This window comes from Collinsella sp. i05-0019-G5, assembly GCF_042851345.1.
In the GTDB taxonomy this organism is placed as follows: Bacteria; Actinomycetota; Coriobacteriia; order Coriobacteriales; family Coriobacteriaceae; genus Collinsella.
The window spans coordinates 1,684,513-1,698,235 of sequence record NZ_AP031421.1; the positions used below are offsets into that span (position 1 = coordinate 1,684,513).

The 13,723-nt window shown below is 59.8% G+C and carries 13 protein-coding genes and 1 pseudogene; 9 read left to right on the plus strand and 5 right to left on the minus strand.

Annotated features, from left to right (window positions below; translation table 11 throughout):
* The first annotated feature begins 142 nt into the window (after positions 1–142).
* A complete protein-coding gene (locus tag ACGHIZ_RS07970; RefSeq protein WP_117563970.1) occupies positions 143–1,744 on the plus strand; it encodes a potassium/proton antiporter in 1,602 nt (533 codons plus the stop codon).
* A 21-nt stretch (positions 1,745–1,765) separates the two neighbouring features.
* Here ACGHIZ_RS07970 and ACGHIZ_RS07975 read toward each other — a convergent pair whose 3' ends face one another.
* Entirely contained in the window at positions 1,766–1,957 is a 192-nt protein-coding gene (locus tag ACGHIZ_RS07975) for a hypothetical protein (protein WP_117563971.1), read from the minus strand.
* 112 nt (positions 1,958–2,069) lie between these two features.
* Between ACGHIZ_RS07975 and ACGHIZ_RS07980 the strand changes: the two genes are divergently transcribed.
* The 4 genes and pseudogenes from ACGHIZ_RS07980 (at position 2,070) to ACGHIZ_RS07995 (ending at position 6,664) form a co-directional block, all read left to right on the plus strand.
* A complete protein-coding gene (locus ACGHIZ_RS07980) occupies positions 2,070–2,429 on the plus strand; it encodes a nucleotide pyrophosphohydrolase (RefSeq protein WP_199570656.1) in 360 nt (119 codons plus the stop codon).
* Positions 2,422–4,164: pseudogene (locus ACGHIZ_RS07985) on the plus strand (DNA/RNA helicase domain-containing protein). The gene ACGHIZ_RS07980 and the pseudogene ACGHIZ_RS07985 overlap by 8 nt, the downstream one beginning before the upstream one ends.
* Before the next feature lie 142 nt (positions 4,165–4,306).
* Positions 4,307–5,431, plus strand: a complete 1,125-nt coding sequence (serC, locus tag ACGHIZ_RS07990) for a 3-phosphoserine/phosphohydroxythreonine transaminase (protein ID WP_117772992.1) — start codon at positions 4,307–4,309, stop codon at positions 5,429–5,431.
* Between the two features lie 69 nt (positions 5,432–5,500).
* Positions 5,501–6,664: a phosphoglycerate dehydrogenase gene (locus ACGHIZ_RS07995; RefSeq protein ID WP_117735908.1), complete on the plus strand. Its 1,164-nt coding sequence runs from the start codon at positions 5,501–5,503 to the stop codon at positions 6,662–6,664.
* Between the two features lie 347 nt (positions 6,665–7,011).
* Here the strand turns inward: ACGHIZ_RS07995 and ACGHIZ_RS08000 are convergent, their stop codons facing one another.
* Positions 7,012–7,560 (minus strand): hypothetical protein, encoded by a 549-nt coding sequence (locus tag ACGHIZ_RS08000; RefSeq protein WP_147330808.1) that lies wholly within the window; start codon positions 7,558–7,560, stop codon positions 7,012–7,014.
* Positions 7,561–8,215: 655 nt separating this feature from the next.
* On the opposite strand from ACGHIZ_RS08000, the gene ACGHIZ_RS08005 reads away from it, so the two are divergent.
* A complete protein-coding gene (locus tag ACGHIZ_RS08005) occupies positions 8,216–9,436 on the plus strand; it encodes a M20 family metallopeptidase (RefSeq protein ID WP_117772996.1) in 1,221 nt (406 codons plus the stop codon).
* Positions 9,437–9,475: 39 nt separating this feature from the next.
* Complete coding sequence (locus ACGHIZ_RS08010; RefSeq protein WP_117563978.1) at positions 9,476–10,165, plus strand: DUF1015 family protein; 690 nt, start codon at positions 9,476–9,478, stop codon at positions 10,163–10,165.
* 129 nt (positions 10,166–10,294) lie between these two features.
* Here the strand turns inward: ACGHIZ_RS08010 and ACGHIZ_RS08015 are convergent, their stop codons facing one another.
* The 3 genes from ACGHIZ_RS08015 to ACGHIZ_RS08025 all read right to left on the minus strand — a co-directional run bounded on the left by ACGHIZ_RS08015 (position 10,295) and on the right by ACGHIZ_RS08025 (position 12,244).
* Positions 10,295–10,930, minus strand: coding sequence for a histidine phosphatase family protein (locus ACGHIZ_RS08015; protein WP_117772998.1), 636 nt, complete (start codon positions 10,928–10,930; stop codon positions 10,295–10,297).
* Between the two features lie 17 nt (positions 10,931–10,947).
* Positions 10,948–11,490 carry a histidine phosphatase family protein gene (locus ACGHIZ_RS08020; RefSeq protein WP_055252053.1) on the minus strand — a complete coding sequence of 181 codons (543 nt, stop codon included), beginning with the start codon at positions 11,488–11,490 and terminating at the stop codon, positions 10,948–10,950.
* An 82-nt stretch (positions 11,491–11,572) separates the two neighbouring features.
* Positions 11,573–12,244 (minus strand): nitroreductase family protein, encoded by a 672-nt coding sequence (locus ACGHIZ_RS08025; protein ID WP_158558592.1) that lies wholly within the window; start codon positions 12,242–12,244, stop codon positions 11,573–11,575.
* 234 nt (positions 12,245–12,478) lie between these two features.
* Here ACGHIZ_RS08025 and ACGHIZ_RS08030 point away from each other — a divergent pair, with 234 nt between their 5' ends.
* A complete protein-coding gene (locus ACGHIZ_RS08030; RefSeq protein WP_117773002.1) occupies positions 12,479–13,081 on the plus strand; it encodes an HdeD family acid-resistance protein in 603 nt (200 codons plus the stop codon).
* Positions 13,082–13,564: a DUF188 domain-containing protein gene (locus ACGHIZ_RS08035; RefSeq protein WP_117563982.1), complete on the plus strand. Its 483-nt coding sequence runs from the start codon at positions 13,082–13,084 to the stop codon at positions 13,562–13,564. It abuts the gene before it with no gap.
* Positions 13,565–13,723: the final 159 nt, after the last annotated feature.

The window sequence follows — 13,723 nt, forward strand, 5'->3', positions numbered from 1 at the left end:
CGAGCAGAGGCAAAGACGGCAGCCGTCTATGACGATATCGCGCACGCCCGTAATCCGCCCCCATAAACCCACCACCTTTGGGTACAAATAACCGCAGACAACTGACCGTGCCACGCCAACCACCCAGGAGCGGACACTATCCATGAACCAGATACTTCTCTTTATCGGCCTCGTCATCATTTTGTGCCTGACCATCAAACCCGTCGGCAAAAAACTCCCCTTCCCCACCCTCCTCATCTTTATTGCGCTCGGCATGCTGCTCGGCGTCAACGGTCCGGCGCACATCGACTTTAGCGACTACGCGCTCACCGAAACCGTCTGCAGCACGGCGCTGCTGTTCATCATGTTCTACGGCGGCTTTAACACCAACATCGACCGTGCCAAACCCGTCGCCGCGCCCGCTGTGCTGCTGAGCACGCTCGGCGTTATCGCCACCGCCGGCATCACTGGCGTGTTCGCACACTTCGCACTGGGCTTCGACTGGATCGGCGGCCTGCTGCTGGGCTCGGTCGTGGCGTCGACCGACGCGGCGAGCGTCTTTAGCGTGCTGCGCGAGCACAACCTGTCGCTAAAGGGCGGCACCGACTCGCTGCTCGAGGTCGAATCGGGCTCCAACGACCCCGTCGCCTACATGCTCACCGCGGTACTCGCCACCCTCGCGGCGGGTGGCAACATCGACATTCCCGTGCTGCTGGCCAAGCAGATCATCCTGGGCGTGGGGCTGGGCCTTGCCATCGGCTGGATATCCAGCCGCCTGATTGAGCGCGCACACGCAACGGCCGAGGGCGCGCAGACTATCTTTTTGTTCGCCGTGGCGATCGTCGCCTACGCACTGCCGAGCTACCTGGGCGGCAACGGCTTTTTGGCCGTATACCTGGCAGGCATTGTGCTGGGCGCGAGCGACATCACCGGCAAGGTCGAGATGGCGCACTTCTTTGACACCCTTACCGAGATGGCCGAGATGACGATCTTCTTCTTGCTCGGCCTGCTCGTCACGCCCGCGCGCCTGCCGCAAATGCTGCTACCCGGCCTGGCGCTCATGGCGTTTATGCTCTTTGCGAGCCGCCCCATCGCCGTCGGTCTGCTGCTGGCGCCCTTTAAGACGAGCCCTCGCCAGGTTGCGCTCGTAAGCTGGGCGGGCTTGCGCGGCGCGGCTTCGGTCGTCTTTAGCCTCTTTGCTGTGGTGGCCGGCGTTCCCGGCGGACACGACCTATTTGACCTGGTGTTTGTGATTGCCGTATCGAGCATTGTGGTGCAGGGTTCGCTACTGCCGGCGGTGGCGAAGAAACTCGATATGATCGATGCGGCCGGCGACGTGCGCCGCACCTTTAACGACTACCACGACGAGGACGGCATGTCGTTTGTAAAGCTCAAGGTGGGCGCTGGCCATCCGTTTGCCGGGCGCTCGCTCGCCGATATTGGCAGCGCGACGGACATGCTCGTGGTCTTGGTGCTGCGCGACGGGGCACACCCGGTACTGCCCAACGGCGATACCGTCATCGAGGAAGGCGACCTTCTGGTGATGGCAGCCCCAACGTTCGAAGAGCGTGCCGAGGTTACGCTGCGCGAGGTCACCGTGACGCCCCACGGTCGCCTGGCCGGTCAGCGCCTGCGCGACGTGCCGCAGGGCAAGCACCCGTTTATCGTGGTGATGCTCAAGCGCGACGGCCAAACCATCATCCCCGATGGCAACACCCTAATATACGCCGGCGACGAAGCCGTCATCGCCACGCTAGCTTCCTAGCAGCCCGTCCCTCTTCAGCTACTAGCTGTCACCCACAGCAAAGTCGCGGAGGTCGAGGCCTTCGCGTTCGGCTCGGGCTAGGAGCTCTTGGGGCGACTCGTCCTCGATATCCATCACGTCGAGCATGGCAGCGGGAAAGCCCACGCCAGCCGCGCTCCCCGCGTAGTCGAGCAAGCCCTCGCGCAGCTGGTCTACATCAACTTCAATCTTCACGGTGAATCCTCCTACCGGGCAATCGCGGCCGGACAAACCGCACGTCCCAACTGATGTGCAATAAACTCCAGATACGGCCATAATAAAATAATGAACATCAGGGAGGTTACGGATGATGGACAAGCTCACTGCCATGACAGAACAAGTCAGAGATTTTTGTGATGCGCGCGATTGGCGCAAATATCACACTCCAAAGGAACTTGCCATCGGCATAGCGACAGAGTCCTCCGAACTCCTTCAGCTTTTCCGCTTTATGAGCGACAAGCGCATTGCAGAAATGTTCGATAGCCCTGATCAGCGCCAAGCCATCGAAGACGAAGTTGCCGACACGCTCCTCTTTCTCCTACGTTTCGCCGATCTAAACGGAATCGACCTCCCAAAGGCGCTCTCGTCCAAACTCAAACGCAACGGCGAGCGCTATCCCGTCGACACCAGCTCCAGCGAATACAGAAAGGCGGCCCACCATGAGTAATGAGTTCGCCCTTCGACAATACACGCTTCCCCTCCCCCAACCCTTCGAGGCAAGCGAATCGCTGCAGGACTTTGGCACGCCAAAGCCCGGATTCCACCATGACGAGAGTTGGCCCGTTCTCTATATTCTGACCAACAGTAAAAACAAAACGGCGTACATCGGTCAAACGACCAATTATCGACGCCGCATGAAGCAACACGCCGCAAACGTGGACAAAGACTTCGACCGGACCCTCCTGATTGACAATCCAACCTTCAATCAGTCAGCAACATTTGAGTTTGAGAATCGACTTATCGAGCTGTTCTGCGCTGACGAAAAATACCAGGTAACCAACGCCAACAATGGCTATGCCCAGTTCGATTATTTTGAGCGACCTCAGTATCGCCAGAAGTTCAGAGACCTCTGGACAAAGCTTCGCGAAGAGAACTATGCGATCCACCCCATCGAAGAGCTCGAGAATACCGACCTGTTCAAATTCTCGCCCTTCAAAACGCTCACGCCCGATCAATACGAAACGATTGAGGCGATTTACAGGCGGCTCGAGCAAGAGCATGAAGACATTAAACACGGCGGTCCCAAGAAAGAGCGCGTAACCGTCGTGAACGGCGCGCCGGGAACAGGCAAAACAATCCTCGCCATCAGTCTCATGTTCAAAATCAAAAATGAGCCGAACCTTTCCGGTCTGCGGGTCGGCTTCGTGACGCCCATGGAGTCTCTGAGCAAGACGCTCAAAAAACTCACGCACTTCCTCCCCGGGTTAAAGCCCGGCGATATCCTGAGCCCCAACGACGTCACAAAAAACGATCGGTATGACGTCTTGCTTGTCGACGAGGCGCACCGACTGGGAAACTACTTATCCGCCGGCGCCGGCATCGGAGCTTTCTACAACACATGTGAACGACTCAGCTTGCCGCGCACGAGCAGCCAGGTGGATTGGATTTTCAAATGCTGCGACAAGGCGTACCTGTTCTTTGACCCCAAACAGCAAGTCCGCGCATCGGGACTCAACCGAGATGGCCTTGAGCAGCGACTCAACCAACTCGAAGAAGCCGGCATCGAGACCGAAGAATTCAACTTGAGTACCCAAATGCGCGTGCGTGGCGGCGATGAGTACCTCGATTTTGTCTACGACCTGCTTGATAACAAAGCGTACATGCATGCCGGCATGAAGTTCAAAGCACTCTTTTCATAGGAGCCTTACGATTCGCGAGCCGGGGATCCGGACAGCGATATCCCCAGATACCAGTTTGGAATCGTCGACCGATTTGAGGACTTCTGCTCTCTGCAGCAAACCAAGGAAGAAGAAGTTGGTCTATCCCGCATGATGGCAGGCTTTGCGTGGAAGTGGGAAACGAAGAATAACAAAGATGCGTTCGATATCGTCATCGAGGGCATTCCCAAACGCTGGAACTCAACCCAGAAGGATTGGGTTAACTCCGCCAACGCCGTCAACGAAGTCGGATGCATTCATACGGTACAAGGCTACGACCTCAACTACGGATTCGTAATTCTGGGTCCCGACATTTACTACGATTCGAACAAAGATGCAGTCAACGTTAACAGGGCAAACTTCAAAGATGCCGTTGCCAAGAAAAAGGCAAGCGACGATGATCTGCAAAAGATCATCGTCAACGCCTACTACGTCCTCATGACGCGCGGCATGTTAGGAACGTATCTCTATGTGTGCGACCCCGCGCTCAAAGAGTACCTGTCACGGTATATCCCGGCGATATAGACCTTGCGACCGCCCTCCCCCATGTAACCATCCTGTAAATCATAGCGGCGCACTCGAGTTTTACCGTGATGCGGTCGCGCCTAGCGCTCCACTGTGCTAAAGTATCCCGAACGTTCAAACGACTACGAGGGGGAACTAGAAGATGGCACGTGTGCACAACTTCTCAGCTGGCCCGGCCGCACTGCCCACAAGCGTGCTCGCCGAGATCGCCGACGAGATGATGGACTACCGCGGTTGCGGCATGTCCGTGCTCGAGATGAGCCATCGATCTAGCATGTACCAGCAGATCATCGACGACGCCGAGGCAACCCTACGCCGCCTGCTGAGCATCCCCGACAATTACCGTGTCCTGTTTTTGCAGGGCGGCGCCACGCTGCAGTTTGCGGGCATCCCCATGAACCTCATGCGCCGCGGGCGCGCCGGCTACATCGTGACCGGCAACTTTGCCAACAAGGCGTACAAGGAGGCCGCCAAGTACGGCGAGGCCGTGCTGCTCGCGAGCTCCGAAGACACCAACTTCGACCGCATCCCCGACATGGCCGACATCAACGCGCGTATTGCCGCCGAGGCTGCGGGCGACGGGCTCGACTACGTCTACATCTGCCAGAACAACACCATCTTTGGCACCATGTACCGCGAGCTGCCTAACTGCGGCGATGTGCCGCTGGTCGCCGATGTTTCGAGCTGCTTTTTGTCGCAGCCACTCGACGTCGAGCGCTACGGACTCATCTACGCCGGCGCTCAGAAAAACGCCGGCGCCGCTGGCGTGACCGTGGTCATCGTGCGCGACGACCTGATCGCCGACGGCCCGGCCTTTGCGCAGACGCCGCAGTACATGAACCTTAAGACCCAGGCCGCCAAGGGCTCCATGCTCAACACGCCCAACACCTTTGGCATCTACGTGTGCGGCAAGGTGTTCCGTTGGGTTGAGCAGACCGGCGGACTTGCCGCCATGGCCGAGCGCAACTGGGCCAAGGCCAACCTGCTCTACGACCTGCTCGAGCACAGCGAGCTGTTCCATGGCACCGCGCAGGCCAACAGCCGCTCCATCGCCAACGTCACGTTCCGTACCGGCGACGCCGAACTCGACGCGGCCTTTGTTGCGGGCGCGGCAGAGCACCAGATCCAAAACGTCAAGGGCCATCGCCTCGTCGGCGGAATGCGCGCCAGCGTGTACAACGCCGTCACCATGGAGGACGTGCAGGCGCTGGCCACGTACGTGAAGGACTTCGAAGCGCAGCATAGTTTGAGCCCGCGATCTAACTAGCCCGCAACACGCGGGCCGACCAGCCACTTCAAACCACTTGTAATAAACAAATCCGCTAAGGAGTTTTTCATGCGCAAGATTAAAACCATCGACGACATTACCAAGGACGGCAAAGTCGAATTTGGCGAGGGCTACGAGTTTGTGGGCACCGCCGAGGAGGCCGACGCCATTCTGATGCGCTCCACCGACCTGCACGGCTACGAGCTGCCCGAGGGCATCCGCGCCATCGCCCGCTGCGGCGCCGGCGTCAACAACATCCCCGTCGAGGAGTACGCCAAGAAGGGCGTCGTCGTCTTTAACTCCCCCGGCGCCAACAGCAACGCCGTCAAGGAGCTCGTCCTGGGCATGTTGGTGCTCTCGAGCCGCGGCGTGGTGCAATCGATGAACTGGGTGCGTGACAACGCCGACGACCCCGAGATTCAGGTCGATGCCGAAAAGGCCAAGAAGGCCTTTGTGGGCCGCGAGCTCAAGGGCAAGCGCATCGGCGTCATCGGCCTGGGCAACGTGGGCTCCAAGGTCGCCAACGCCTGTGTCGATCTGGGCATGGACGTCTACGGCTACGACCCGTTCATTTCCGTCGAGCACGCATGGGTGCTGAGTCGCGAGGTGCAGCGCGTGGGCACGCTCGAGGACCTCTGCCGCGGCTGCGACTACCTCACCGTGCACGTGCCCAGCAAGGCCGATACCATCGGCATGATCAGCACCGAGCAGATCGACCTGCTGGCGCCCGACGCCGTGCTCATCAACTACGCGCGCGAAACCATCATTGACGAGGACGCCGTCGACGCTGCCCTGCGCGAGGGCAAGCTCAGCTGGTTTAGCTGCGACTTTGCCACGCCCAAGACCGTCAAGATGCCCAACACGTTTATCACCACGCATTCGGGCGCCGGCACCGGCGAGGCCGAGGCCAACTGCGCCGACATGGCCATCAGCGAGCTCAAGGATTACCTGGAAAACGGCAACATCGCGCACAGCGTCAACTACCCCGCCTGCAGCATGGGCAAGGCGCGCGCCGCAAGCCGCATTGCCTGCCTGCATGCCAACGTGCCCAACATGATCGGCCAGATCACGGCCATTCTCGCCAAGGACAACGCCAACGTGCAGCGCATGACCAACGAGTCCGCTGGCGAGAACGCCTACACCATGTTCGACACCGATGAGCACCTGGACGGCAGCACGATCGAGGCACTCAAGCATATTCCGTCGATGTATCGTGTGCGCGTGATTAAATAGCGCCGGCGCCAATCCTGCCAGACAGACCACGAAGCCCATTCGGCCCCCGTTTTCACGAAACGGGGGCCGATTTTGTTGCTCCGGACGACTTTAAAATGATACCCATAACAAGTTTTTTCAGATAATCGATAGTGAGGCTCAAGTCGCTAAGCACACCCGCTTTGATAAACAGCTTTATCAGGGACTTTAGTAGGTAAAAATCGATCTCTATGTGCCGAATGTAAGTTGACTGTCCATTTTCCGAAACAACTTATTCTAGATAGCATTTTTAAGGCCCCTCCAAGGCGAAATATAAGTCTTTTTGTGACCAAAACTCTAGTCCGCGCGACCGTTTTCCACCCGCGCGGCTACATTCCTGCCCAATCGATAAAAATCTCCTCACGAAGCCGCCGTTCGAGCTCCTGCTGTCGCGGCGTCTTGTCTTTCAGCGGCACATCGAGATAGGACATGATGAGCTCCATCACCACGCGGAAGGCATCGGAGTCGGCCAGCTGACCATAGGTCATCAGAATGACGGGATATCCCATCGCTTGCAGCGCCGTCGTTCGATCGGAGTCCGAAATCTTGGATTCAATGGATCCGTGAATGGCTTTACCCTGGCATTCAACCAGACACTCTCGGCTGCCGTCCTTATTTGCCAGCAGGATATCGGCATAGCGCCTATCAAGCCCCGAAATCAGGCGGGCGCTGCGCGTCATACGAATCTCAACGTTATTGGTAAGGCTCAGCCCTTCGCCGCCGCGCAACCTCGTAAGGCCAAACAGCATCGAAGCCTGGACCTCGAGCGGCGATGCTGCCACCCCCGTAATGCATTTCGCGGCTCGTATGAACGATTTAGCGCCGCGGAGCCCCCGGACCTTATCGACGAACTCTGTAAGCTCAGAGAGCTCGATCAAGGGAGGTCGTTTCCACAAGTCCGTTGGATTCCCCGAGACATCCTTTACGTTTTCCCAGCCCGACCGTGCGTCACCCCACCGGCCCCCGTATGCCTGCTCAAGTGCCGACTTTACCTGAGGCGCAATCTTGCACACGGCAAAGGTGCCGCACATCTCATACATGCACATGATTAGACGCTCGTTTGAGACCGAGGAAGCCAGGGTCAGCAGGGTAAAGAGTGGGGACGCAACATCGAGGCCAAACTCCGTCTGCCGCACGGAATCAAACGGCCTCTCCCCGTTCCAAACATGCCTGACAATGCGATCGCCCTTACGTCCGCAGCTGCCCTGCGCCAACACGTGTAACGGGGTGCCCAGGAAATGCGTGACGAGCGGATGCTCACATAGGTGCTCCCTGCGCGGATCGTCCGCAGAATCGGGCAGGTCCGGCATTATTGCCAAGACCTGTGGAGGTATCCGGTGATACCGAAAGGCAGATATGTCGCACAGCATGTCGTCCATGAAGGGTACGTACCCGCTGCGTCGCTTGTGAACCCGCCCGGACGGCAAACGCGCTGGCTCGGCCTGCGAACGGTAAATACTGCCACGCCCACGTCGCGGATCTCTCAGGAGGCTTACAATCGGTTTGGAAAGCAAACTGATTGTGAGGTTGCATATGGTTGATGAGGATTTTGCCTGGCGGCTTGCGCAGGAGCTTGTGCGGATCGACAGCTCAGACCCGGGCGCGTATGAGGATGAAATTGAGCGCTTCATTAAGAGGCTCATTGAGCAGCAGCTGGCACAACTTGATAGTTCTGCGCTCGATGCCGTGCAGATTGAGGAGCTCGAAGTGCTGCCCGGGCGCCGCAACCTTAAAGTCACCGTGCCGGGCCAAAGCGACGAGCCGCGGCTGATCTATATCTGCCACATGGATACCGTCACCTTGGGCGATGGCTGGGACGCAGACATCGAACCGCTTGGGGCGGTTGTGCGCGACGATAAACTCTATGGCCGCGGTGCCTGCGATATGAAGGGTGGCCTGGCCTGCGCCATTGCCGCACTGGTCCATACGCTCGAGCGCGTGGCGGCGGATGGCGCGCTGCCACGCCGCGGCTTTTCGCTCATCTGCTCGGTCGACGAGGAAGACTTCATGCGCGGCTCAGAGGCCGCGATCGATGCTGGCTGGGTCAGCTCGCGCGAATGGGTGCTGGACACCGAGCCCACCGACGGACAGATCCAGGTGGCGCACAAGGGGCGTACGTGGTTCGAGATTGAAATGGCTGGCGTGACGGCGCATGCGAGCCAGCCTTGGAAGGGCGCGGATGCCGTCGCCGCCATGGCCGAGGTCGTGTGTTCGCTTCGTCGCGCGTTTGCGGCGCTGCCCGCGCACGATGAGCTGGGGCCTTCGACCATCACGTTTGGCCAAATCGAGGGCGGATATCGCCCCTACGTCGTACCCGACCGCGCCAAAGTCTGGGTCGACATGCGCCTGACCCCGCCGACCGATACGGCCGCCGCAATCAATATGGTCGAGCATGCCATCGCCGTCGCCGAAGCCGCCGTTCCCGGTTGCCATGGCAGCTACACCGTGACGGGCGACCGCCCCGCCATCGAGCGCGACCCGAACTCTCCCCTTCTAGCAGCGCTCAAGCGTGCCGCCGATGACGTAACGGACGCGGACACGACCGTCGGCTTCTTTACCGGCTACACCGATACCGCCGTCATTGCCGGCAAGACAGGCAACCGCAATTGTATGAGCTACGGCCCCGGCTCGTTGGCGCTCGCACACAAGCCCGACGAATATGTGCCCCATGCCGATATCGTTCGCTGCCAAAACGTGCTCATCGCGCTTGCCGATAACACGCTCTGGGACGCAAGCGGCCAAGTTGGGGCATAATAAGCCGCGAACAAACCGACTCGCGCGTTAGGACCGCCCATGAAAGCACTTCCGTTTCCCTGCATCCGCCCGGCTCAGGACCGTGTGCTCGAGGCGCTGCCTGCGATGGGCGGTATCCTGAGCGGCAACGACGCCCTGCGCGGCGCCATTGCTGACGGCCTAATGCTCAAGGATCCAGGCGCGGCGTATTACGTGTACGAATGCTCGGGCGAGCCGGGTCGCGCGACGGGTGTCGTGGCGATTTGCCCGGTTAACGTACTGACGGGTAGCGACGAGGCTGCCGCCGAGAGCGTCGACGCACTCGCCGCCGCGCGCGCGATCGCCGAGCTTAAGGTGCAGCCGCGCCCCGTGTCGCTCGCCTACGAGGCGTCGCCCGTCATGGATATCATTTTGAGCGCTGCCAAAGAGGGCGCATCGCTCTACGCCGTCACCGATCCCGCGGGCGTCACACATCGCGTGTGGGAGGTCAAGCGCGAGGACGCCGTTGCCGCCATCCGTGCCATGCTCGATCAGGCGCCCGACCCGGTGTTCGCCGGTGACTCCGCCTATGTCGCCGCACTGGCTGGGGCATCGCAGATTCTGGCCGACGAGGCCCGCGCTGCCGGCGCCTACTCTGGCAAAGAGCCGTTCAACTTTGCTGTAGCCGTGCTGTTCCCCGCCGCGCAGGTCAGCGGCAGCGCGCCGCAGGTTCCGACGGGTCTGCTCACTCACCAGGTCTCACGGTTCTAGCGAACTCAAACGCTAAGCTGGAAAACCCAGCATCCAAACAAACAAGGGGCGGAGATGCAGCAAACGCATGCACCTCCGCCCTTTTCGCATCAAACAATTACGCCGGTAAACCGGGCCGCAACGTCAGCGTTATCCACGCTGCGGACCTGCCGCCGCCACGAGCGGCTCTAGCCCCAGCTCGCGCGCGTAGTCTTCCTGCGTAAAGACTTCGACCAGTTCAAACGTATCGGCCGCATCGTCAAACGCAAAATGCAGCACTGAGCAGTTGCCCGGCACGCGTTCGCGCTCGTCGGCCGCCGCGCCCCGCACGTGGTCCAAAAACTCCTTGATAGCTGAGCCATGACTTACCGCGAGCACGCACGTATGGTCCGGACGCCGCATAAGATCGGTCAGCGTCGCCACCATGCGCGTGCGCACCTGGATCTGGCCCTCGCCGCCAAACTGCCGATAGAAGTCGCGCCACGGGCGCTCGGGCATAAGCATCACGCGCTCGGCCTCAAAGTCGCCAAAGAACCACTCACGCAGGCCGTCCAGGCGCTCGTACGCCAAGCCCGGCCACAAGTTGGCGATAGTCTGCTCGGTGCGATGAAGCGTAGAGGTGTAGGCATGATCGGGCTCAATGCCGCGCGCACGTAAAAACATGCCGGCGCGCGCCGCCTGGTCGCAACCCAACTGCGTAAGCGGCGAGTCACTCCACCCCTGAATGATACGCTTAAGGTTGAATATCGTCTGTCCATGACGGACCAGATACAGATCTTTATTCATAGGGGTCCTTTCGTTCGTTACCAACCCAAGAGCGAAAACGCCCCGTCGCAATAGCCAAAATGAAGCACGGCACCGTTGTCGGGTAGCTCTCCCCCGCCAGTCACATACTCAAGAAACTCCTGGCAGGCTGAGCCGTGGGAAACCGCCAGCACGCAGTCGTGCTGCGGCCGGGCCATAATACGGGACAGCGCCGCGACCATGCGCGACTGAAGCTGCACTTCCGACTCGCCGCCAAAGGCCACCGGATAATCGCCCCAGGGCTGCGGCGGCATCTCGCGATTTGATGTGCCCTCCAGCGAGCCAAAATGCCACTCACGCAGGTCATCGACCAGCTCAATGGAACGGCCCTCGCCAACGATAAGCTCGGCCGTATGCCGCGCCCGGCCCAACGGCGAGGAATACACATGATCAAAGGCCACGCCACGCGCCGCAAACGCCGTACGCGCCGTCAGCGCCTGCTCGCGCCCGCGCGCCGTAAGCGGCGAATCGTGCCAGCCCTGCAAAATGCTCTGCACATTGAGCTCAGTCTGCCCATGCCGCACCAAATACAGATCTGCCACACGCTCTCCCCTCGTACCACCACAAAGGGGACAGGCACCTTTGTGGTGGTTTACCGTCTGATCACGCCGCGGTGACGCTCAGCTACACCAGCACGTCGGCGAGCGGGCGCTTGGGTACGTGGTGCACCTGCGCATCGTCACGCCAGTAATTAATTGAGCCGTCGGGGTTGGAATCGATCGCATCGATCATCTGCGTCTCGGCCGGCACGCCAAAAGCCATGATCAGCTTGAGCTCATACTTGTCGTTATCGAGCCCCATAGCATCGATCGCGCGGGGCGTAAAGGCCTTGAACATGCAGGCTGCCACCTCGGGCGTGGCGCTGCGAGCGGCGAGCATCATCGTCTGCGCGGCAATGCCCGTGTCGACCTCGGTGATGGGCGCGGCGGGCTTACCCGGAACAGCGCGCTCGGCAAGAATCGCGATGTAGCCGGTCGGACGCTCGCCCTCGGCAGGACCCGACCAATCCTTAAGCGCGCCGGCCCATGCAAGCTCATCAAATACACGCGCGCAATCCTCGGCACCGCTCACCACATGAAAACGCAGACGCTGAGCATTGGCGCCGCAGGGAGCCAGGTGCGCCAGTTCCGCCAGCTCGAGCAAAAACTCGCGCGGCACGCGCATGGACTCGTCAAAACGGCGGCACGTACGGGCGCGGCGGACCAGCGCGTCAAACGTGTCCAGGCCAAGCTTTTCGCAACCTTGCTTTGCCATCGATTCGACACTCGACGGTGCCTCGGGAACTGCTTCGTTCATAGGGACCCCCAATACAAGCCAATTGTCCTTAGGAAAATCTAACCTAAAACGTAGGCAATAACGAACAGGGCTGCAATGTTCTACACCTGTTGAATAGAAAATCGCGACGTGGGGAACAACGGAAACAATTCGGGGCCTTTGGGTTACGTTTCGCCCTCCCCGACCCATACGTCAGCGCCCTTAGGGGATACTGGTTGTAACGATCAAGGCTTACGCCGCACGGAAAGGAGACTTATGGGCATCTTTAAGAACGATGATCAAAAATCGAGCCAGTTTGGATTTGACGAGAAAAGCATGGCGGGCAAAGCCGTCAAGGCCGTACGCTGGATCTACGCCATCACGGGCGTCTTAGCACTCATTGCTGGTATCGCGCTGCTTTTTGCACCTGCCAAGTCCCTCGTCTTTTTGACGACTGTCCTGGGTTTTTACTTTGTAATCACTGCTGCCATCAGACTATTCACTGCCATTTTTGAGCCGCTGCTGCCCACCGGCTGGCGCGTGACGAGCATCATCTCCAACCTACTCATTATCTTGGGCGGCGTCATAATCCTGCGCAACCAGGCCTTCTCGACCGCGACGCTCACCACGATGGTGGTTATCGTGGCCGGCTTTGGCTGGATTGTCGAAGGTGTCATGTCCATTCTGGAGTCCGAGCTTTCGTCCAACCGCGCCCTCGCTATCCTGAGCGGCGCACTTTCCATCATCGCCGGCATGTTCGTGTTTATCTATCCGCTGTGGTCGGCCAAGATGCTCGTCATCTTTAGCGGTGCCGCGCTGCTGGTGTTTGGCGTGACGCTCATTGTTCGCGCCATTCAGTTTGGCAAACTGGTGCGCTAGATGCCAAAGACGCTCTTTATTGATGCCGACGCCTGCCCGGTCACGCGCGAGTCGATTGACTGCGCGCGGCGGGCGGGCGTCGCCGTTGTTATCGCCGGCAACAGCACGCAAAACCTGGAACGGCACATTCGCCGCGACGACCCGCGCGATGCCGAGCACGCGCGACGCGGCTTTTGGGTCACGACGCTCGACGTGAGCGTGGGCGCCGACAGCGCCGACTTTGCCATTGTCGAACGCCTGCAGGCGGGCGACGTGGTCGTGACGCAGGACATTGGCTTGGCGAGCATGGTGCTCGGGCGCGATGCCGCCGCCATCGGTGTGCGCGGGCGCGTGTACGACAAGGCGACTATCGACATGCAGCTGTTTATTCGCCACGAGGAAAAGAAGGTACGCCGCGCCGGCGGACGCACTCGCGGTCCGGCAGCATTTACCAGCGAAGACCGCGCCCGCTTTAAACGCAACCTCACCGAGTTGCTGCACTAACCAAGGTAGATTTTTGAGACATGCCTAAAATCTACCTTTTTGTTTTGAGCGGTGTGAGCGCTCGGAATCCATGGCTCAACAAAAAACGGGCTTCAAAATGCCATGCGTCGCCGCATTGCGCAGGCGCTGAGCATGGCTATTTGAAGCCCATTTTTTAGG